General features: G+C 68.2%; 25 protein-coding genes. 3 read left to right on the top strand and 22 right to left on the bottom strand.

Annotated features, from left to right (window positions below):
• Together ACZ5V4_RS00695 and ACZ5V4_RS00690 are read right to left on the bottom strand one after the other, a co-directional pair.
• The gene (locus tag ACZ5V4_RS00695; RefSeq protein ID WP_464316261.1) at nt 1–819 is read right to left on the bottom strand and encodes a hypothetical protein; all 819 of its coding nucleotides are present in this window, start codon (nt 817–819) and stop codon (nt 1–3) included.
• 11 nt (nt 820–830) lie between these two features.
• Nucleotides 831–1202 (bottom strand): hypothetical protein, encoded by a 372-nt coding sequence (locus ACZ5V4_RS00690; RefSeq protein ID WP_464316260.1) that lies wholly within the window; start codon nt 1200–1202, stop codon nt 831–833.
• Nucleotides 1203–1277: 75 nt separating this feature from the next.
• Here ACZ5V4_RS00690 and tatA point away from each other — a divergent pair, with 75 nt between their 5' ends.
• Nucleotides 1278–1466, top strand: coding sequence for a twin-arginine translocase TatA/TatE family subunit (tatA, locus tag ACZ5V4_RS00685; protein WP_464316259.1), 189 nt, complete (start codon nt 1278–1280; stop codon nt 1464–1466).
• Between the two features lie 54 nt (nt 1467–1520).
• Here the strand turns inward: tatA and ACZ5V4_RS00680 are convergent, their stop codons facing one another.
• The 19 genes from ACZ5V4_RS00680 to ACZ5V4_RS00590 form a co-directional block, all read right to left on the bottom strand.
• Nucleotides 1521–2102: a CDP-alcohol phosphatidyltransferase family protein gene (locus tag ACZ5V4_RS00680; RefSeq protein WP_464316258.1), complete on the bottom strand. Its 582-nt coding sequence runs from the start codon at nt 2100–2102 to the stop codon at nt 1521–1523.
• Between the two features lie 15 nt (nt 2103–2117).
• On the bottom strand, nt 2118–3224 hold the full coding sequence (locus ACZ5V4_RS00675; protein ID WP_464316257.1) for an N-acetylmuramoyl-L-alanine amidase: 1107 nt from the start codon (nt 3222–3224) through the stop codon (nt 2118–2120).
• Nucleotides 3221–4222 carry a tRNA (adenosine(37)-N6)-dimethylallyltransferase MiaA gene (gene miaA / locus ACZ5V4_RS00670; protein WP_464316256.1) on the bottom strand — a complete coding sequence of 334 codons (1002 nt, stop codon included), beginning with the start codon at nt 4220–4222 and terminating at the stop codon, nt 3221–3223. Before miaA ends, ACZ5V4_RS00675 begins: the two co-directional genes overlap by 4 nt.
• Before the next feature lie 46 nt (nt 4223–4268).
• Complete coding sequence (coaD, locus tag ACZ5V4_RS00665) at nt 4269–4781, bottom strand: pantetheine-phosphate adenylyltransferase (protein ID WP_464316255.1); 513 nt, start codon at nt 4779–4781, stop codon at nt 4269–4271.
• Nucleotides 4727–5323 carry a 16S rRNA (guanine(966)-N(2))-methyltransferase RsmD gene (gene rsmD / locus ACZ5V4_RS00660; protein ID WP_464316254.1) on the bottom strand — a complete coding sequence of 199 codons (597 nt, stop codon included), beginning with the start codon at nt 5321–5323 and terminating at the stop codon, nt 4727–4729. The genes coaD and rsmD overlap by 55 nt, the downstream gene beginning before the upstream one ends.
• Nucleotides 5324–5325: 2 nt before the next feature.
• Entirely contained in the window at nt 5326–7368 is a 2043-nt protein-coding gene (gene fusA, locus ACZ5V4_RS00655; RefSeq protein ID WP_464316253.1) for an elongation factor G, read from the bottom strand.
• Between the two features lie 8 nt (nt 7369–7376).
• Nucleotides 7377–8201, bottom strand: coding sequence for a hypothetical protein (locus ACZ5V4_RS00650; RefSeq protein ID WP_464316252.1), 825 nt, complete (start codon nt 8199–8201; stop codon nt 7377–7379).
• Between the two features lie 138 nt (nt 8202–8339).
• Nucleotides 8340–9074 (bottom strand): outer membrane protein assembly factor BamD, encoded by a 735-nt coding sequence (locus tag ACZ5V4_RS00645; protein ID WP_464316251.1) that lies wholly within the window; start codon nt 9072–9074, stop codon nt 8340–8342.
• A gap of 20 nt (nt 9075–9094) precedes the next feature.
• Complete coding sequence (gene trxB, locus ACZ5V4_RS00640; protein WP_464316250.1) at nt 9095–10024, bottom strand: thioredoxin-disulfide reductase; 930 nt, start codon at nt 10022–10024, stop codon at nt 9095–9097.
• Between the two features lie 3 nt (nt 10025–10027).
• Entirely contained in the window at nt 10028–10348 is a 321-nt protein-coding gene (gene trxA, locus ACZ5V4_RS00635; RefSeq protein ID WP_464316249.1) for a thioredoxin, read from the bottom strand.
• A gap of 136 nt (nt 10349–10484) precedes the next feature.
• Nucleotides 10485–11567, bottom strand: a complete 1083-nt coding sequence (gene tsaD, locus ACZ5V4_RS00630) for a tRNA (adenosine(37)-N6)-threonylcarbamoyltransferase complex transferase subunit TsaD (RefSeq protein WP_464316248.1) — start codon at nt 11565–11567, stop codon at nt 10485–10487.
• Nucleotides 11564–12577: a class 1 fructose-bisphosphatase gene (gene fbp / locus ACZ5V4_RS00625; RefSeq protein ID WP_464316247.1), complete on the bottom strand. Its 1014-nt coding sequence runs from the start codon at nt 12575–12577 to the stop codon at nt 11564–11566. Before fbp ends, tsaD begins: the two co-directional genes overlap by 4 nt.
• 10 nt (nt 12578–12587) lie before the next feature.
• Nucleotides 12588–13448: a hypothetical protein gene (locus ACZ5V4_RS00620; RefSeq protein ID WP_464316246.1), complete on the bottom strand. Its 861-nt coding sequence runs from the start codon at nt 13446–13448 to the stop codon at nt 12588–12590.
• Between the two features lie 98 nt (nt 13449–13546).
• Nucleotides 13547–14422, bottom strand: a complete 876-nt coding sequence (locus ACZ5V4_RS00615; protein WP_464316245.1) for a tetratricopeptide repeat protein — start codon at nt 14420–14422, stop codon at nt 13547–13549.
• Nucleotides 14406–14723: an FtsB family cell division protein gene (locus ACZ5V4_RS00610; protein ID WP_464316244.1), complete on the bottom strand. Its 318-nt coding sequence runs from the start codon at nt 14721–14723 to the stop codon at nt 14406–14408. Before ACZ5V4_RS00610 ends, ACZ5V4_RS00615 begins: the two co-directional genes overlap by 17 nt.
• A 9-nt stretch (nt 14724–14732) precedes the next feature.
• On the bottom strand, nt 14733–15008 hold the full coding sequence (locus ACZ5V4_RS00605; RefSeq protein ID WP_464316243.1) for a hypothetical protein: 276 nt from the start codon (nt 15006–15008) through the stop codon (nt 14733–14735).
• Between the two features lie 109 nt (nt 15009–15117).
• Nucleotides 15118–15669 (bottom strand): CDP-diacylglycerol--glycerol-3-phosphate 3-phosphatidyltransferase, encoded by a 552-nt coding sequence (gene pgsA, locus ACZ5V4_RS00600; RefSeq protein WP_464317851.1) that lies wholly within the window; start codon nt 15667–15669, stop codon nt 15118–15120.
• Nucleotides 15670–15697: 28 nt separating this feature from the next.
• Entirely contained in the window at nt 15698–16639 is a 942-nt protein-coding gene (locus tag ACZ5V4_RS00595; RefSeq protein ID WP_464316242.1) for a P-loop NTPase, read from the bottom strand.
• A gap of 24 nt (nt 16640–16663) precedes the next feature.
• Complete coding sequence (locus tag ACZ5V4_RS00590) at nt 16664–17308, bottom strand: protein-L-isoaspartate(D-aspartate) O-methyltransferase (RefSeq protein ID WP_464316241.1); 645 nt, start codon at nt 17306–17308, stop codon at nt 16664–16666.
• Nucleotides 17309–17438: 130 nt separating this feature from the next.
• Here ACZ5V4_RS00590 and ACZ5V4_RS00585 point away from each other — a divergent pair, with 130 nt between their 5' ends.
• Nucleotides 17439–17870 carry a CBS domain-containing protein gene (locus tag ACZ5V4_RS00585; protein WP_464316240.1) on the top strand — a complete coding sequence of 144 codons (432 nt, stop codon included), beginning with the start codon at nt 17439–17441 and terminating at the stop codon, nt 17868–17870.
• An 84-nt stretch (nt 17871–17954) separates the two neighbouring features.
• Here ACZ5V4_RS00585 and ACZ5V4_RS00580 read toward each other — a convergent pair whose 3' ends face one another.
• Nucleotides 17955–19178, bottom strand: a complete 1224-nt coding sequence (locus ACZ5V4_RS00580; RefSeq protein ID WP_464316239.1) for a M24 family metallopeptidase — start codon at nt 19176–19178, stop codon at nt 17955–17957.
• 66 nt (nt 19179–19244) lie between these two features.
• On the opposite strand from ACZ5V4_RS00580, the gene ACZ5V4_RS00575 reads away from it, so the two are divergent.
• The gene (locus tag ACZ5V4_RS00575; RefSeq protein WP_464316238.1) at nt 19245–20105 is read left to right on the top strand and encodes a DMT family transporter; all 861 of its coding nucleotides are present in this window, start codon (nt 19245–19247) and stop codon (nt 20103–20105) included.
• Nucleotides 20106–20167: the final 62 nt, after the last annotated feature.

Below are 20167 nucleotides of genomic sequence, written 5' to 3'. Positions count from 1 at the left end.
CTACTCCTTGGCCGGGGCCACAACGAGGCGCGGGGCGTCAAGCCAGGGCCTGGCCGGGTCGGCGCGTTTGGAAAGGCAGAGCAGGTGCCCCGGGGCGCTCGCGGCCAGGTATTTGCCGCTCAGGCCGAAGGGGGCCAGATCCTCGGGCGAGGCCTCGCGGAAGCTCACGCCGTATTCCTCCCAGTCGGCCAACACGGAGGGGTCCGCGCAGTAGAGCCCGGCACCCTCGGGCACGAAGGCCAGCATGGCCCCGAGGAGCATCCCGAAGGGCACGCGCGGCGCGTCCGGGGCCAGATCCGGCCTGGCTCCGGCCAGGGCGGCCTGGTCGTCGTCCAGGGTCTCCTCCTCGTCCAGGCCCAGGGTGTTCGAGAACGCGGCCCACTGGTCGTCGAGCTTCCGGCCCAGATTGCCCAACTCGCGGGCGTAGTCCTCGAGCGACCAGGCCAGGCAGAGCTCGGTCTGGGCCTTGGAGAGCGCCCTGGCGCGAAGCTCGGCGTCCTGCTTGCCCTGGCGGGCCGACTCGATCTCGGTGCGCACGGCGAAGCTCGTGCCCGAGTAGAAGTCGTCGTACTGCCCGGAGGCGAAGGCCGACACGTCGGCCACGCTCCTGGACTCCCGGGCCAGCTGGGCGAACTGGGCCAGCATGGCCTTCACGGTGGGGCCGTCCATGGGCAGGTTTCCGGGGGTGTAGAGCCGCCCATCCTCCTGCGGGGAGAAGACCCCCGGGTTCAGGAAGCGGATTCCGGCGGGCGCTTGCGGGGCCGAAGCCGGTTGCAGGGCGGGGACATTGACGAGGAAAGCGGATGCGTCTTGGCTCATAAGCCCCGGGTTCATGTTCGAGGTTTGGGTGCGTAGTTGCGGCAACGCCCGGCGCACTCGGGAAGCCTGAGCACGCAGACGTCCCCCAGGCAGTTGGCGCAACCGGGAAAATTGTTCATATCACCGGGCTCGTAGGCCTGACAACCCGTATCCTTCCCGTACATCTCCCTGAAGCGCTTCTCCCAGATGGTGGAGGCCGAGGCTTCGTTCAGCCCGAAGGCCTCGGCCTGGCCCAGGAAGTCGTCGTAGAGGTTTTCGAGCCTGCCGAGCACCGGGCAGCGGTAGGACCTGTGGTAACCGGGGTTCAGGATCTCCTCGTAGTCGCAGCGCCCCTTGACGAAGTGCCTGCACGTCCCGGCGGGCAGGCGCAGCACGCGGCTCATGGCCTCACCCCGCGAACTTGACCGGAGCATAGGCCCGGTGTAGCCTTCCGGGACAAATCACCCGGGAGGCCTCGCATGTTCGGTCTTGGAATCTGGGAGCTTCTGCTTCTTCTGGTCATCGTCCTGCTTCTCTTCGGCGGCAGCAAGCTGCCGGGACTCGGGCGCGGCCTGGGCAAGGCGATCAAGGAATTCAGGCGGGCGGGCTCGGAGCCGGAAGAGATCGACGTCTCCAAGGACAAGAACGATCCCCACAAGCCCCAGTGAGGCCCAGGCGCCCCACCCTTCCCCAACAAGCCTCTTCGTCGCGGGCCGGGCCCATCACGGGCGCGGCTCCGCGTTTCTCCCGAACATGGCCAGGCCCTTGGCCACGTAGTGCCCGCCGGAGACCACGGTCAAGGCGGCCGTGACCCACACCAGCGCGTCCACCAGCCCGCCCGCCCCTTCCGGCATCCATCCGGCCCCCAGCAGGAAGGCCGACAGCACCAGGGCCATCTGCGAGGCCGTGGTGGCCTTGCTGGCCGGGCTCGGGCGGATGCGCGAGCGCATGTCCTGCCCCCAGAAGGTCAAAAGCGCCACCCCGCCCAGGATCACCACGTCCCTGCTGACAACGGCCACGGCCAGCCACGGCGGCACCCACCCCGCGTGCGCCAGGCACACGTAGGACGTGTCCAGGAGCACCTTGTCCGCCAGCGGGTCCAGCACGGCCCCCAGGGGCGAGCGCTGGTCGAGCACGCGGGCCAGGAAACCGTCCAGGGCGTCCGATACCCCGGCCAGGAAGAACATGGACAGCGCGGCCAGATGGTTGCCGTCCAGGAAGAAGGCGACGAACAAGGGCGTCAGCAGGATGCGCGCCACGGTGAGCGCGTTGGGAACGGTCCAGTTGGTCGATCCGGAGCCCATGAAAAAGGGAAAAACCTATCCCGCGTTGTCCGTCAAGGCCTGTGCGATGGCGGCGGCCGTCCTGGCCAGCGCCGCGTCGTCGCCCAGGCGCGCCGCGTCGCGTTGCGAGCTCAGGTACCCGGCCTCCACGAGGATGGCCGGGCAGGCGGCCCCGCCGAGCACCTTGAGCGGCGCGCCCAAGGCGTTGGCGCTTGCGCCCGAGCCCTCGCCGGCCAGCGCGGCGCGCACCCTGGAGGCAACATCGGCGCTGGCCGAAACCTTGCGCCGCTCGCGCCATCCGGCCAGGAACTCCCCCGCCCCGGGCGCTGGCATGGCCGGGGCCAGGGCGCGCTCGAAGCGCGTGACGCCGTTTTCCAGCTCGGCCACGCCGTGGGCCTGCGTGCTCGAGGCCTGCGGCGCGAAAGTGAAGACGTCCGCCCCGGAGACGCCCGGGTCCGCGGCCGTGCAGTGCAGACTGACCATGAGGCTGGCGGCGAAGAGCCCGGACATGGCCGAGCGCGCCCACAAGGGCACGTCGTGGTCGGCCTCCCGGGTGAGCACGGGCCTGACGCCGGGCCGCGCCCGGAGCTCGGCCGCCAGGGCCAGGCCGAGTTTCAGGCAAACGTCCTTCTCGTTGAGCCCCTGCGGCCCGGAGACTCCGTGGTCCGCCCCGCCGTGCCCGGGGTCGATAAGGATCACGCGCTCGCCAGGAGCCTTGCCGGTCCTGGCGTAGGCCTCAAGTTCGGCCCGGGCGTCGTCCTCCAGTTGCGAGGAGCGCCTGCGCTTTTCGGGCCGCGCCTCCTGCTTCGCCGGCCCGAGGGGCCTTTGCGAGAGGATTTCGAGCATCATGCGCGAGTAGCCGTCGGCCGCGTCGATGCGCAGCGCCGTGCGGAAGGCCTCCGTGGCCTGGCGCGCGTCCCCGGCCTCGAACGCCGCGCGGCCCATGAGGTTGAAGAGCCAGGGGTTGGCCGGGTCGAGCCTGGCGGCCTCGCGCAGGGCGGTCAGGGCCTCGCCGGGCTTGCCCTCGGAGAGCAGGTTGAACCCCTTGGACGCGAGCTCCTGGCCTTGCGACCCGGCCGCCAGGCACTCGGCCGGGGCCAGGGCGGCCAGGGCCACGAGCATGAGCGCGCCGCGCCGGGTCATGACGAAGCCTCGACAGTCGCGGGCTCATCCTGTTGGAGCCAGGCCTTGGCGTAGCCGATCATCTCCCGGGCCTGCCCGGGGCCGAACCAGCGCACGTCCGGCTCCTTCTTGAACCAGGTCATCTGGCGCTTGGCGTAGGCCTTGGTGTTGGAGAACCACAGGGCCTTGGCCGCGCCCAGGGAGAGCCCGCCGCGAAGATGAGCGGCCAGTTCGGCGCAGCCGATGCCGCTCAAGCCCGGGGCGTCCAGGCCGCCGCAAGCCTCCATGGCCCGGCGGACCTCTTCGAGCGCGCCCGCTTCGAGCATGGCCTCGATGCGCAGGGCCAGGCGCTTGTCCAGCAGGGGTTTCTCCAGGCCGATGCCCATCTTCAGGCAGGCGGCGTCCAGGGGCGTGACGGCCGAGGCGTGCCACTGGCTGAAGGTGCGGCCAGTGGTTTCGAGCACCTCCAGGGCGCGCGTGACCCGTTGGCGGTCGTTGAAGTGCACCTTGGCCGCGTAGGCCGGGTCGGCCTGGGCCAGGCGCTCGTGCATGGCCAGCCCGCCCTCCTCGTCCCACCGGCGCTGCACGGCCTCGCGCACGTGCGCGGGCGTGTCCGGGATGCGGGCCAGGCCTTCGAGCAGCGCGCGCAGGTAGAGCCCGGTGCCGCCCACGAGGATGGGCGTGCGCCCCACGCGGGCGATCCCCTGGATGAGCGGCGCGGCCATGTCCGCGTAGGCCCCGGCCGAAACCGACTCGTTGCAGGGGAGGAAGCCGTAGAGCAGGTGCGGGCAGGCGGCCTGCTCCCCGGGCGTGGGCTGGGCCGTGGTCACGGGAAGCTCGCGGTAGACCTGGCGGGAGTCGAAGTTGACCACCGCGCCGTGGAAGGCCTCGGCCAATGCCAGGGCGGCCTCGGTCTTGCCCGCGCCCGTGGGGCCGAGCAGGCACAGGACCTTTACGCCCTTCACCGGGAAAGCCTCGCAAGAGGCCGTGCCCGGCGCGCCGGGAGAATGTGTGCGCACGCGGTTTCACCAACGGGGCGAAGCGTGCGCCGGAGCGTGGCCCGGCTCATTTCCTTCTGCCGTGGGGCGCGCCGAAGCGCTCGCGCAGCCTGCGCATCACGGGCTCGGGCACGAGGCCCTCGTAGTCGCCGCCCGCCCGGGCCAGCTCCTTGATGATGGTGGAGCTTATGTAGAGCCACTTGAAGTCGGTCATCAGGAAGACGCTCTCGATGTCCTTGTCCAGGCGGCGGTTCATGAGCGCCATCTGGAACTCGTAGTCGAAGTCCGAGACGGCGCGCATGCCGCGCAGGATGACCTTGGCCCCGGTCCCGCGCACGTAGTCCACCAGAAGGCCGCCGAAGGGCTGGGCGCTGACGCGGGGCTCGTTGGCGAAGACCTCGCGAATCATGGTCACGCGCTCATCCAGTGTGAACATGGGCTGCTTCGGGGTCTGTTCGGCCACGGCCACGATGACGCGGTCGAAGACCTTGAGCGCGCGGCGCACGAGGCTTCGATGCCCCATGGTCAGGGGATCGAAGGTTCCGGGGTAGACGGCGGTGCAGTGTCTTGGTGAGTCCATATGAGTATCCTGGTCTGTCCGTAGAGGCGGTCCGTCTCCAGCTCAAGGGAGCCGGGCCAGGTTGTTGGCGAAAGCGCCTTCTCCACCTCGGCCACCACCAGGGCCCCCGGCGCGAGCCAGCCCTTTTCGGCCAGCAGGGAGAGCACGGGGGCCATGAGTTCGCGCCCGTAGGGCGGGTCCACGAAGGCCAGGTGGAAAGGCTCCTTGGGTTTTTTCGAAAGAAGCTTGAGCGCGTCCGAGGGCGCGGCCGAAAATTTCGCCGGGGCGAGCCCCAGGGAGCGGGCGTTGTCCGCGATGCGCCTGGCCAGGGCCTTGTTGGCCTCCACGAAGTGCGCGAAGGCCGCGCCCCTGCTCAGGGCCTCGAAGCCGAGGCTCCCTGTGCCCGCGAACACGTCGATCACGCGCGCGCCGTCGAGAACGAGGCCCCTGGCCGCGAGCATGTTGAAAAGCGCCTCGCGCACCTTGGCCATGGCCGGGCGGCAGCCGTCGCCCGCAAGCGTCGGCAGGTCGCGGCCCTTGAAGGCTCCTCCCAGGATGCGCACGGCTATTCCAGGAGGTCGAACCGGGAGAACTTCATCACCATGCCCGCCCTGCCCTGCGTGGCGGAACGCAGCTCCGTGGAGAAGCCGAACAGCCTGCGCAGGGGGGTGAGGGCCTGGACGACCTTCTGGCCGGCCCGGTCGAAAAGGTTTTCGATCTTCGCGCCCTTGGAGCCCAAGAGCCCCACCACGTCGCCCACGAAGGCGTCGGGCACGCCGATCTCCAGGAACATGATCGGCTCAAGCAGCGCGGGGCCCGCGTCCCTGAGCGCGTTTTTCAGCGCCTGGGACGCGGCCATGCGAAAGCCCACGGCCGTGGACACGCCGTCCTGCCTGCCCAGGTCCTGGACGCGCACGGAAACGTCCTGCACGGGCGCGCCTTGCAGCGCGCCGGCGGCCAGGCCGTCCTCCAGGCCCTCGGCCACGGCGTCGAGCCAGGCCTTGGGCCAGAGCTTGGGGTCCATGGGCGGGACGAATATCTGCTGGCCCTTGCCCCTGGCCAGGGGGGCCACGGTGAGCGCGACCCTGCCGTGGTGCGCCTGGCCGCCGAGCTCGCGGCTGAACTCGGCCTCGCCCCGCCCCTCGCGGGTGACGGTCTCGTGGCAGACCACCTGGGGCTTGCCCGCGCGCGGGGACAGGCCGTACTCGCGGCGCACGCGCTCGAGCACCACCTCGAGGTGCAGCTCGCCCATGCCCGAGAGGATGAGCTGGCCCGTCTCCTCGTCGTGGGCGCAGGAGAGCGTCGGGTCCTCGATGAGCAGGCGGTCCATGACCTCCTTGAGCTTGTCGAGCTCCTCGGTGTTGCGCGGCTCCAGGGCCATGGAAAGAACGGGCTTGTACTGGGAGATGCTCTCCAGGAGCACGGGGCGGGACTTGTCCGCCAGGGTGTCGCCGGTGCGCGGCAGCTTCATGCCGGAAAGCGCGACGATCTCGCCCGGACCGGCCTTTTGCAGGGGCTCCTTCTGGTCCGCGTGCAGGCGGAAGATGCGCCCGATGCGCTCGGCCTTGCCTTGGGTGACGTTTTGCGCCTCGGCGCCCTCGGCCAGCGTGCCCGCGTAGACGCGCGCCAGGGCCAGCTTGCGCCCGCCCTCCATGATCACCTTGAAGACCAACGCGGCCAGCGGGGCCTTGGGGTCCGGCGGCAGCTCCTCGGCCTTTTTGGTGTGGGCGTTGACGCCGTGCGCGGGCTCGATGTCCGCCGGGCTCGGCAGGTAGTCGCAGATGGCGTCCATCACGGGCTGCACGCCGGCGTTCTTGAGCGCCGAGCCTGCAAGCACGGGCGTGGCTTTGCGCGAGAGCGTGGCCTGGCGGATGGCGGCGCGCACGGCCTGGGCCGGGATGTCCTCCCCGCCCAGGTAGGCCTCCATGAGGGCGTCGTCGGTTTCGGCCAGGGCCTCGAGCATGCGCTCGCGCCAGGGCGCGGCCAGGGCGGCCTCGGCCTCGGAGAGCGGCGAGCGCACGGCGTCGTCGCCCGAGAAGGTGATTCGCTCCATGCTCACCAGGTCGGCCACGCCGGAGAAGTCGGCTCCAGAGCCCAGGGGCACCTGCACGGCCAGGGGGGCGGCGTTCAGGCGGGAGCGCATGGAGTCCAGCACGGCCTCGAAATCCGCGCCCAGCCGGTCCATCTTGTTCACGAAGGCCAGCTTGGGCACGCGGTAGCGCTCGGACTGGCGCCAGACCGTCTCGGACTGGGGCTCCACCCCGGCCACCGCGCAGAACACGCCCACCGCGCCGTCCAGCACGCGCAGCGAGCGCTCCACCTCGATGGTGAAGTCCACGTGGCCGGGGGTGTCGATGATGTTGATCTGCCTGCCGTTCCAGTAGCAGGTGGTGCAGGCCGAGGTGATGGTGATGCCGCGCTCCTGCTCCTCGGGCAGGTAGTCCATGGTGGCAGTGCCCTCGTGCACCTCGCCCATGCGGTGGATCTTGCCCGCGTAGTAGAGGATGCGCTCGGTGAGGGTGGTTTTGCCCGCGTCGATGTGCGCGATGATGCCGATGTTGCGAAGCCCGGCCAGGCCGGGCTTTCCGCCGTGGGATTGCGAAGCCATGATTGCTCTCAACTATAGACGAGACGGCGGCTAAAGAAAAGCTCGCCCGGCAGTCCGGGCCAGTCCCAGACCGTTTCGCGCCCCGGCTCCACCACCAGCGAGGCGCCCGCCGGAGCGCGGCCCGCGGGGGCGTACACGGCCCAGTGCCCAGCCGCGGCCAGGGAGGCCTCGTCGAGGTGGGCGGCGATGGCCGCCTCGCCCAGGCTGAAGGAGAGCGCGTCCAGGTCCCAGGGAATGTCCGGCGAGGCCAGAAGCCCCACGGACCCGGGCGGCGTAAGCTCCACCCAGGCGCATCCGCCCGGTACCAGGGCGCGCACGCGCGCGGCAAAGTCCGGCTGGCCCATGCAGGCCACCCCGCCGAAACCGTGGGTGTCCGCCAAAAACTTCAAGCAGGACTTAAACTCTTTCAGCGGGGGCGCGTACGCCTGCTCCACCCCGCAAAGCTCCAGCGTGGCCAGGAGCGGGTCCGGCCAGCCGCGCGCGCCCAGGCGCACGGCCATGACCAGGGGCAGGCGGGCGGCGACGGCGGGCAGCAGGGCCGCCGCGAGCATGGATGGCGAGCGCGCGTCAGGGCCGATCACCAGCGCGTACCAGGGCCTGGGGTGGCGCTCCTCGGTGCGCACGAGCCCCGAGTGGTGCAGGGAAGTGGCGGACGTTGCCGCCGGGCCGTGGGCTCCCAGGCCCTCGAAAAGCGCCGCGATGCAGGACTTGACGAGCGCCCTGCCCTCGTCGCCCGTGCGGGCGTAGGCCCTGGCGAACCTGGCGTCGGGCACGCGCCAGGCCTCGAAGTCCTCGAGCACGTTCACTGGCTGGCTGGTGTTCGGTTCTGTCATGGTGTGATCCATTGGCGCTCCCGTTTGGCGCGCCGCACGCAGAAGGCGGCCCGGAGGCCGCCTTCGTCGCTTGTCATGTCATCCTGCCGCTCTCAAGCCGGTCCCCGGCGGTCGCGGAGGGCCCGGCCGATGTCGGCGCTACAGCCACTTGAGGAACTTGTGCCAGGTGCCTTCGGCCTCGCGGCGTTCCTTTTCCGTCAAGGTCTTCTGGTACTCCAGGTAGGAGACCTGGGCCCTTTCCTTGGAGTACTTGAGGATCTCCGGCAGGTCCTGGAAGTTCTCCACGACGAACATGTACCTGCGCCACGCCGCGCCGAAGCGCCCCGTGTTCCAGTAGAAGTCGGCGATGAAGATCTCGTGGGAGGCCATGCGCGTGCGGCACTTGACGATCCAGTTCCCGGCGTCCTTGCCCCACTCGGTGTTGGGGTAGGTGTCCTTGAGGATCGTGAAGTACTGGATGGCCTCCTGGAGCCCGTCCTGCGGCAGGTCGATGGACTCGAGCCTGCGGTAGGTGGAGACGCCGACCTGGTAGAGCACGTAGGGAATCTGCTCGTTGCGCGGGTGCAGCGACTCGAATTCCTTGTAGGCGTCGGCCGCCTGCATGAACTTGTCGTCCATGAAGTAGGCGTCGCCCAGGCCAACCAGGCCGTCAGGGGTGTAGGGGCTGAAGGGGTAGCGGTCCTTGAGCTTCAGGAAGAATTCCTGGGCCTGTGTGTACTGCTTTTCCTTCATGGCGTCCCGGCCGGCCTCCCAGAGCTCCTGGGCGGTATCCTCCGGCGGGGGGAGGAAGTAGTAGTCGATGAACCCGCAGCCGGAAAGGCCGAACAGGAGCAGCGCCAGGGTAACGGCGCGAAGGACGTTGATTCTGATCATGGGTGTGGTTCGAGCCTGTGTTAATGGTGGCCCAGGGTCTCCAGGTACGTGATCACGGTGCTGGCCGCTCCGGCCCCGTCGCCCACGGCCGTGGCCACCTGGCGCACGTTCTTGGAGCGCACGTCTCCGGCGGCGTAGATGCCGGGCACGCTCGTGCGGTAATCCTGATCGGTGGTGATGAACCCTCCGGAATCCAGCTCCATCCCTTCGGGGAAGAAACCGCCGTGCGGCTCGTAGCCGACGAAGACGAACACGCCCTCGACGTCCACCCGCTGGACTTCTCCGGTCTTGAGGTTGCGCACAATCACCGCCTCGACCTTGTCCTCGCCCACGATCTTCTCCACGACGCAGCTGCGCAGGATCTCGATGGAGGGGTTGACCTCGCAACGGTTCTGGTAGCAGCGCTGCGCCCTGAAGTCGTCGCGGCGGTGGATCAGGTAGAGTTTTTTGACGAGTCTTGCAAGGTAGAGCGATTCCTCGAGCGCGGAGTTACCCCCGCCGATGACCGCCACGTCCTGGCCCCTGAAGAAGTTTCCGTCGCACAGGGCGCAGTAGGACACGCCCTTGCCCAGGAGCTCCTTCTCGCCGGGGATGCCCACCCGCTTGTAGCGGGCGCCCGAACAGATGACGACCGCCCTGGCCTCGATCCATTCGCCGTCGATGAGCACCCTGTGGGCGCCCTCCTTGGGCTCGATGGCCTTGACCTCGCCGGTCATCCTGGCGATGGCCGGGTAGGCCTCCAGGTGCTTGGTGAAGATGTCGGCCAACTTCCAACCCTCGATCCCCTCCGGGAAGCCCGGATAGTTCTCGATGAAGTGCGTCATGAGCACCTGGCCGCCGGGGGAGAGCTTCTCCACCATGGCCACGCTCAGCTGGGACCTGGCCAAGTAGAGGGCGGCCGTCATTCCTGCCGGCCCGCCCCCGATGACCAAGGCGTCGAAACGTTTCATGGACTAAAGCGCCTTCTGGCTGATCATTTCCTTGATGGAGGACTTGGAGACCGCACCCGTGATCTGCTCCACCACTTCGCCGCCCTTGAACAGGATCAGGGTCGGGATGGCGCGGATGCCGTACTTGCTGGGGGTGGAGGGGTTCTCGTCCACGTTCATCTTGGTCACCTTGACCTGGCCCGCGTACTCGTTGGCCAGTTCATCGATCACCGGCCCCATGGCGCGGCAGGGGCCGCACCAGGGAGCCCAGAAGTCCACCAGGACGGGCAGCTGGCACTTGAGAATCTCTTCTTCGAAATTGGCGTCGGTGACTTGGATAGCCATTCGTTTTCTCCTTTGCTTGTCGTGAACGCGAGGGCTTATCACCCGCCGCGAAAGCCTCCGGAAGGACGGGAAACCCGGGCGTCCCGGCCTTTTGCTTCTTACAGAACGTCCGAGATTTTGAGAAGTGAATAATTCCTCAATTTTTCGAATCCGCAGGCCTTTCCGGCGCGGCCTTCCGGTAGTCGTCGGGCACGGGGCGGCCGCGCGGCACCGCCTCCAGGTCCAGGCCGTGGGCGAACCCGGCGCGGGCCAGCCCGCAGCCCAGGTGGGCGATCATGGCCGCGTTGTCCGTGCACAGCTTCATGGAGGGGAACACCGCCTCTATGCCCGCTTCGGCGGCGAGCACGGCGAGGATTTCCCGGATCATGGAGTTGGCGGCCACGCCCCCGGCCACGATGAGCGACTTCACGCCGGGATGGGCCTTGAGCGCCCGTCCGGCCTTGATGCGCAGGGTGTCCGCCACGGACCAGTTGATGGAGGCGCAGAAGAGCGCAAGCCCGGGCGTTGGCGGAAACTCCTCCACGGGCAGCGCGGGCAGCTTGAGCTCGGGATGCTTGGCCACATGGTTGGCCACGGCGGTCTTGAGCCCGCTGAAGCTGAAGTCCAGGCCCTGCACGGAAGTCAGGGGCCTGGGGAAGAGCTTCCTGTCGGGTTCGACTCCCCTGCCCAGCACGTCGATGAACTTTCCGCCGGGATACGGCAGGTTCACGAGCTTGGCCGCCTTGTCCAGGGCCTCTCCGGCGGCGTCGTCCAGGGTGCGGCCCAGGAGCTCGAAATCGAAGGGCGAACGGATGAGGTAGAGGTGGGTGTGCCCGCCCGAGATGAGAAGCCCCAGGGAGGGGAAGGCGAGCTCGCGCTCCAGCCCGGCTGCCATGAGGTGCGCGTGCAGGTGGTTCACCCCCACCAGCGGGACGCCCAGGCCCAGGGCCAGGCCCTTTGCCAGGTTCATGCCCACCAGCAGGCTGCCCAAAAGCCCGGGGCCGCGCGCCACGGCCACCGCGCCCACGGCCGAGGGCTCGACGCCTGTGCGCGAAAGAAGCGCGCGGTAGAGCGCCGCGCCCTTGCGCAGATGCTCCCGCGAGGCCAACTCCGGCACCACCCCGCCGAAGAGGGCGTGCAGGTCCTCCTGGCTGGCCATGGCCTCGCCCAGGAGCCTGCCGTCCTCGACAAGGGCAAGCGCGGTCTCGTCGCAGGAGGTCTCGACCCCCAGGCAGATCATTTTTTGTGCTTGCGGAAGATCTCGGCCACCTTCTCCACGTCCTTCCTGCTGCCGATGAACAGAGGCACGCGTTCGTGGAGCTGGGCGGGTTCGATGTCCAGGATGTTGCGCTCGCCGTCGATGGCCAGGCCTCCGGCCTGCTGGGCCACGAAGGCCAGGGGGCTCGCCTCGCACATCAGGCGCAGCTTGCCCCGCGGCTTGGAGGGGTCCAGGGAGTCGGCCGGATAGAGGAAGATGCCGCCGTAGAGCAGGTTGCGGTGGAAGTCCGCCACCAGCGAGCCGATGTAGCGCAGGGAATAGGGCTTGCCGCGCTCGTTCTCCGGGCTCTTGAAGTAGCTCACGGCCTCGCGCGCGGCGTCGTCCCAGTAGTGCCAGTAGGACTCGTTCACGGAGTAGATCTTGCCCCGCTCCGGGGTGCGGATGTCCGGGTGCGAGAGCAGGAACTCGCCCACGCTGGGGTCCAGGGTGAAGCCGTTGACGCCCTTGCCCGTGGTGTACACGAGCATGGTGGACGTGCCGTAGAGGAAGTACCCGGCGGCCACCTGCTCGTAGCCCTTCTGGAGCACCTCGCAGAGCCTGGCGGTGCAGTCGCTCTTCTCCTTGCGGCGAAGCACGGAGAAGATGGTGCCCACGTTGACGTTGGCGTCGATGTTGGAGGAGCCGTCCAGGGGGTCGAAGATGAGGATGTAGTCGCCCTTGGGCAGGTGGTCGGGGATCTCCACCAGGTCGGCGTTCTCCTCGGAGGCGATGGCGCAGAGCACGCCCGCGCGCTGCATGCGGTGGATCAGCACGGAGTTGGCGTATTCGTCCAGCTTGCGGACGGCCTCGCCCTGCACGTTCACCTCGCCCGTGAGCCCGAGCACGTCCACCAGCCCGGCCTTGTTCACCTCCCGGGAGATGATCTTGGCCGCGAGGATGAGCTCGTTGAACATGGACGTGAAGCGCCCGGTGGCCATGGGCGATTCCTTCTGGTGCAGCAGCAGATGCTCCGTGACGGTGACCTGGCGCATGGTCCCTCCTTTATTCGGGTTGCGCGGGCTGCTCGGCTCCGGCCGCCGGGGCGGGCTGGGCCTTCTGGGGCTCGGGCTTCGGGGCCTCCTGCTTGGGGGCCTTGGCGGCCGGCGGCACGGCGGCCACGGCGTAGACGATGCGCGTCTGGGCCACGTAGCGCGACTGCCAGAGGTAGAGCGCACCGCCGATGCGCTGCTCTCCGGAGACGTTGCTCTTGAAGATGTCCTTCCACTTGAGCTGCGCGAGGGACTGGGCCGCGCCGGCGTCGTCGCCGTTCCACAGGGGCGCGCCAGGGGCGACGATGAGCAGCTTGCCGGGCTCGGGCGAGAACTTGGCCAGGTTGCCCGGATCGAAGTGGGCCACCAGCAGGCCCTTGTACTCGTTGTCCGCGAAGAGCGGCTTGGCGATCATGATCTCGGCCCCGAGCTCCGAGGAGGCCACCACCGCGCCCATCTTGCGGGCCTTGTAGAGCTTCTCGAGCTCCAGGAGCGGGGCGTAGTCCACGGGCTTGAGCGTGTAGGCGGGCAGCTTGTAGGTCACGGTGCCGGAGTCGGTGAGCACGGCCATGCCCGAGAGCCAGGGGAAGGCGTCCATGAGGCCCTGGCACCAGTCGGGGCTCGGCGGCAGATCCTGGGCGGAGAGCGAGCGCAGCAGGAACTCCAGGCGCTCGTCCACGGGTGCGAAGAGCTCGGCAAGCTTGCGCACGCTGGGGTCGTCGATGCCCGGGTTCTTCAGGTCTATGGCGGGGTCCACGTTGATGTAGTCCTTGTAGAACTGCTTCGTGGACTTCATGTAGGGTCTTACGGTGTCGCAGCCGGCGGACGCGAAGACCGCGCAGGCCGTCAAGGCCAGGAAAACGCGTTTGAGCATGACGCTGTCCCTTGTTTACCAGGTGGAATGGCGGGGCAAGCCCCGTGTGTTCCCGGCCCGTTTACTCTTTGGGCCGGGCGTTATCAAGACAAAGCGGTTCAGGCGATGGCCCGGGCGTCCAGGCGGGTCGCGAGCGCTTCGAGCATGCTCACGAGCTTGGCCCTGGACTTGGGCTCGCGCGGGGGGGGCTGCTTCGCGGGGGCGGCCCCTGACGCGGCCCAGGATTCGATCTCCTGGATGCGCGCGGCGAAGGCCTGTTTTTCCTGCGGGGTGGAAGCCATGCGCAGAAGCTCGCCGTAGATTTCAAGCGCCGAGGAGAAGTCCCCGTGCCTGGCGAGCAGGTCGGCCATGGTCCTCGTCTTGACGGCCGCGACGGAAGCGGAGGCCGAGGCGCACTCGGGCGGAAGCTGCTCGGCCGGGGCGCGGCGCTCGCTGGCTTCGATGCGCTGCGTCAGGGCCATGACCTCGTCGGCCCCGCGCAGGCTGAACTCTCCGGCGGGCTCTTCGGCCGGGGACGCTTCATCCTCGGCCTGCCTGTCCTCCGGGGCAACGGTGCCTCGCGGCCCGGCGGACCCGGGCGAGGCGGCCAGGCCCTTCTCCAGCACCTCGAGCCAGGAGGGGCCGCCGCCGGAGAGCGACAGCGCCAAAAAGCGCAGGGCCAGGGCCCCGTCGCGGCTGAGCCCGGGGGCCTTGGCGGCCCAGAGGGTCCAGACGGCGGGATAGTCGCTCAGAAGCGAGGACAGGCTTTCGAAAACTGTCTCGGCCTCGGCGCTCCGGCCAAGGCGGGAAAGCAGCTCCACCAGGAGGAACCTGGCCTCCAGGTGGGCCGGGTGCAGGCCGATGGCGCCCAGGAGCACCTCCACGGCCTCGCCGGTCTCGCCCTGCTGGGAGAGGAGCTTGGCCAGGGGGAAGAAGACGCGCGAATTGGGGTCGTCAGCCAGAACTTCGCGGTAGAAATCAATTTTTGATGTCATCGCCTACGCTTCCTTCGGGAGCGTTCCCTGGGAAAAGATAGATGATTTCGTTGTCGCGCAGATAGTTGCCGTGGGCGCGGGCCATCTTTTCGGTGAAGGCCCTGTCCGACTTCAGCCAGCGGATCTCCTGGCTCAGGTCGAGGGAGCGCCCGGCCAGGCCGTCGAGCCTGGACTTCAGCTGCTTCTGGTGGTTCTTGAGGTCGAGGTAGGCGAAGACGCCCTTGTCGCTCCAGATCAGGTTGTAAAGCAATACGGCGTTGCAGGTCAGTATCAGTGCGAGGAGCAATCGCCGTATGAACATGGTGTCTTTTTATTGGAGCGTCACGTTTTTCGTTTCGCCCGCGACCACGGCGGCGGGCGTTTTCAATTCCTGGAGAAAACGTTCTGTGGCAGTCTCTATACGTGCCACATCATCTTCGTCAAGCTTCACGGCGTCCATTCCGCTCAGGAACTCCTTGAGCACGCCGAATTCTGACAGGAGCAGGCTACCGGTGTCCATGCGCCGCAACATGGGTTCGAGCTCAAGAATCGTATGAAGACAATTCATGATGCGCGCAGCCAATGCAGAAGACTTCATCGCGTCCATGATCCACCCGTCCCATCCGTGCGGTGCCGATCCTTCCGCCCGTCCTGGAACTTCCTACGCCACTTTCCCGCACAAGGCAATCCCGCCCCGGGCCGGGCGGAGCGTCCGGCTACGTCTTCTGGCCCTGGTTCAAGGACCGGAAGAACGCGTACATGTAGTTGGCCCCCGAGCCCACGGTCAGGCCCAGGGCGACGTAGATGAGCATGGAGCCCAGCGGCGCGGGGTCGATGCCCCAGCGCGGGTAGTGCAGTATCAGCGGGCACATGGCCGCGATCTGGATGATGGTCTTGAGCTTGCCGAACCTGTCTGCCGCCAGGACCACGCCCGCGTCCGAGGCCACGGCCCTAAGCCCTGTCACGGCCATCTCCCGGCCGATGATCAGCACGGCCACCCAGGCGCCGACCCAGTCCAGGCGCACCAGCATGATGAGCACCGAGCAGATGAGCAGCTTGTCCGCCAGCGGGTCCAGGAACTTCCCCAGGTTGGTCACCAGGCCCATGCGCCGGGCCAAGAGGCCGTCCACCATGTCCGTCACGGAGGCGGCGATGAACACGATCATCGCCGCCAGGCACATGCCGGGCCCCGGGAAGTAGAGCATGAGCACCAGTACCGGCACCACCGCGATGCGGGCCAGGGAGAGGATGTTCGGCAGGTTCAGCACCGGATGCGCCACGTCTCGTCCTCGCGGTTCAGCGGTTCAGGGTTGAGTGCGCCTCCAGGCTCGACTGGGCGGCGCGGTCGATGTTGCCGGCCAGGGCCATGAGCGCGTCCTTCACGGGCGAGGGCTCGTCCATGAGCACCACGGGCTTGCCCACGTCGCCAGCCACCACGGTGACCGGGTCCAGCGGGACCGCGCCCAAGAACTCGATGCCGTACTTCTTGGCCAGTTCCTCTCCCCCGCCCTTCTTGAACAGGTCGATCTCCTTGGAGCAGTGCGGGCAGATGAGCCCGCTCATGTTCTCCACGATGCCCAGGATGTTGGCCTTGGCGTATTGCAGGAAGTTGATGGCCTTGCGCACGTCGGCCAGGGAGACCTCCTGCGGGGTGGTCACCACTACGCACAGCGCGTCCGGGATGGTGCGCAAGACGGTCATGTGCTCGTCGCCCGTACCCGGGGGGGAGTCGATCACAAGGTAGTCCAGTTCGCCCCACTTGACCTCGCTGATGAACTGCCGGATGGCCGAGGTCTTCATGGGGCCGCGCCAGAGCACGGCCTGGTCGGGGTCTTTCAGGAGCGACTCCATGGAGACCACCGAGAGGTTGCCCCCGCAGTCCTTGGGCGAGACCTCGCCCTTCTCGTTGGCCTCCAGGTTGCCGGAGAGCCCGAGCATCCGGGGGACGCTGGGGCCGTGCAGGTCCACGTCCAGGATGCCCACCTTGTAGCCCTTGCTGGCCAGGGCGGCGGCCAGGTTCACGGTGATGGAGCTCTTGCCCACCCCCCCCTTGCCGCTCATGACGAAGAGCTTGTACTTGATCCTGGACAAGGCGGAGCTGATGCGCACGTCCTGCTGCTTGGCCTTGTCGTCCCCGCAGCCGCCCGCAGCGGACTTGGAGCCGCAGCTGCTGGCCTTGGCGCAGCTCGCGCACGCCTCGTTTTCCTTGGCCTCGCCCTTCTTCTTGATCTTCACCATAGGTCCTTCAAGCCTCCCGGCCGCCTACCACGCGTGGCGGCCCACGAGATCCACGAACATCACCTGGCCCACCGTCTTTCGCCCGATCCTGCCGTCCTTCTTGCGCACCACGGTCAGGTTCTGGCTGCGCTTCTCAGCGCCCACCGGGATCACCAAAAGCCCCGGGTCGGCCAGCTGTTCGATATAGGGTTCGGGCACCTTGGGGCCGCCGGCCGTGACGATGATCCGGTCGAACGGGGCGTGCTCGGGCCAGCCCAGGGTGCCGTCGTCGAGTTTGAGGAAAACAGTGCCGTAGCCCATGGACGAGAGCCTGTTCCGGGCCAGCTCGTTCAGTTCGGGCACGCGCTCCACGCTGTACACGCTCGCGCCCATCTCGGCCAGGACCGCCGTCTGGTAGCCCGATCCCGTACCGATTTCCAGGACCTTCATCCCCGGGCGCACGTCCAGGAGCTCGGTCATCCAGGCCACCACGTACGGCTGGGAAATGGTCTGGCCCTGGCCGATGGGCAGGGGGTGGTCCTCGTAGGCCTGGGGCTTCAGGGCCTCCTCCACGAAGAGGTGCCTGGGCACCTTGCGCATGGCCGCCAGCACCGCCGGGGACAATATCCCCCGTGCGGTTATCTGTTCGCGCACCATGCGCTCGCGGCTGCGTCTGGGATCGATTTCCATGTGGAAGTACCGGGTCTTGGAGCGGACTGCGGAGCAACACCAGATTTCCAACCGCAAGTCAACGCCCGCACTTGACAGAAACACGGTTCGAGGATGGAATGCCTGCGAACCCCTTGAAAGGAGATCGGCCATGCTCACCGTCGGCGACCTCATGACCACCCAACTCTTCACCCTGTTGGAGTCCGACTCCCTCTACACCGCCAAGCAGATAATGGAAATGGCCCGCGTGCGCCACGTGCCCATCGTGGACGCCTCCGACCACTTCATCGGGCTCATCACCCACCGCGACATGCTGGCCCTGGCCGTGTCCAAGCTTTCCGACATCGACTCCTCCACCCAGGACGAACTCGACGCGGGCATTCCCCTGCGCGAGATCATGCGCACCGACGTGGCCGTGGTGGCCCCGGACACGCTCCTGCGCGACGCGGCCCAGCAACTGCTCGAGCACAAGTACGGCTGCCTGCCCGTGGTGGAGAACGGCAGGCTCACGGGCATCATCACCGAGGCGGACTTTTTGCGCCTGACCATAAGCCTCATGGACGCCCTGGAAGGCAAGGACTGAAAACCCCGAACCGGACGGACGGCCGCCCTCCCCGGACAGGCTCCGGCGGAGGGCGACTTTTTTTCGCCTCCGGGGCCCGGCGCCCTACTCCACGTGGATCATCTCGAAGGCGTCGCCGGTCAGGCACACGCCGCCCGCCTCCGTGACCTCGAAGGTGTTCTCCACGCCGACCATGCCCAGGCCCGAAACGCCCATCTTGGGCTCCACGGCCATCACCGTCCCGGCCTCCAGGGGCTCGTCGAAGCCCTTGGCGAACACGGGCCAGGCGTCGATCACGAGGCCTATGCCGTGGCCCAGGAAGGGCACCTTGTTGCCCCCCAGGCCCATGAAGCCCTCGGCCAAGCCCTCGCGGGCGGCCCATTCCACGCAGTGGGCGTAGAGCGCCGAAGGCACGGCCCCGGGCTTGAGGTTCTCGGCCACGTAGGCCTGCACGTCCATGCAGAACGCGTGCGCCCTGGCCGCCTCGTCCGGGACGGACGCCTTGGGCCCGGCCCAGAAGATCTGGGTCTTGTCCGTGGTGTAGCCCTCCAGGACGAAGCCGCAGTCCACGCTCAGGGGCTGGCCGCGCAGCCAGGCCTTGCCCGCGTAGCCCATGAAGGGCACGGCCGGGTGCTCGCCGCGAAGCCCCAGCGGGCCGTTGAACACGCTCGGGTAGTTGCCGGAATCGCCCGCGGCCACGTGGCCCAGGAAGATCTCCTCCCCGTGCGCGCCCATGCGCATCATGCCCTGGTGGCCGAGCTCGAAGAACACGTCCCACACCGCGTGGGAGACCTCGCGCTCGCTCATGCCGGGGCTGAGCTTCGCCGGGAGCAGCTCCGTCATGGCCCTGGCGTGGCGCGCGCCGCACAGGCGGATCTTGCCGAGCTCCCAGGAGGTCTTCACGGCCTGGGCCCGGCTCAGGATCATGTCCCCGGGCACGAAGCGCACCCCGGGCAGCCGCGAGGTCAGAAGCCCGGAGAGCGACCAGGACAGGCCGTTCATCTCGGCGGCCACCACCTCGCCCATGGGCGCGCCCGCCTCGGCGCAGATGCCGGGGATGTCGCCGTAGGAGCGGAAGGGCACGATGCGCGCCAGGGGGGACTCGAGCCTGGCGCGCTCGATCCCCTTGCGGACCATGAGCACGGGCTCGCCCTCCATGGGCAGCCAGAACACTCCGTTGCCAAAGGTCCCGGTAAGATAGTAGATGGCCAGCCGGGAAAACACGGCCAGCCCGCCCGCCTGGGGCAGGTGTTTGGCCATGAGGGCCCGGCAGCTCGCGTGGCGCCGGGCTGTTTCACTTTCGGGCATCACTTCCAAGGCTTCGAACATGCTGAACACTCCGATGGTGGTTGCCGCCCGCGCCGGGCTTGCGCCCCGCCGCGCCAGGCGGTGTCTGTGAACGTCGCTGCCAACGCCGCGCTTCTGGCGGCCATGTTCCTCTACGGCGGCTCCTTCGTGGCCATGAAGGCCGCGATCCAGGTCCTGGACCCGTGGCTCATCGTGCTCGGGCGCATGCTTCTGGCCATGGCGGCCTTCAGCCTGTTCTGGCGGCGCATCCCGCCAGCGGCCCACGTGCGCCGGCACCTGCCCGCGCTTCTGGTGATGGCCCTCTCCGAGCCCTGCCTCTACTTCGTCTTCGAGGCCAAGGCGCTCACCCTGACCACGGCCTCCCAGGCCGGGATGATCACGGCGATGCTGCCGGTGATGGTGGTCTGCGCCGCCGGGGTGTTCCAGGGCGAGCGCACCGGGGCGGCGGGCTGGGCGGGCCTGGCCCTCGGCGTGGGCGGGGCCGGCCTCCTGAGCGCCTTCGCGCCGCAAGACCAATACTCGCCGGACCCCCTGCTAGGCAACCTGCTGGAGTTCGCGGCCATGGCCTGCGCCACGGTGTACACGCTCATGGTCAAGCGGCTGGTGCGCCACTTCTCGCCGTTTTTCCTCACGGCCTTCCAGGTGGTAGCGGGCTCGGCGTTCTTCGCGCCCGCGCTCTTCATCTCGCCCTGGCCGCAGGATTTGAACTGGCAGGCGGTGGCTTCCGTCGCTTTTCTGGGGATCGGGGTCAGCGTGGGGGCCTACTCGTTCTACAACTACAGCCTGTCGCGCCTGTCGGCCTCGCGCGTGGCCGGGGCGGTGAACCTGATCCCGGCCATCACCCTGGCCCTGGGCTGGGCCGTGCTCGGCGAGACGATCCAGGGCTGGCAGTGGGTCGGGATAGCCATGATCCTGGCCGGAGCGCGCCTCACGGGACATTCCTCTTGAGCAGCGCCCCGGTTTGCGTTTACTAACGCGTTCTGCGGGACGGCTGTCCCCATATCCATGAA

This window comes from Fundidesulfovibrio sp. YSD1 (assembly GCF_055397115.1).
Note: the sequence above shows the minus strand (reverse complement) of the source record. Positions and strands in the feature narration are given on the sequence as shown.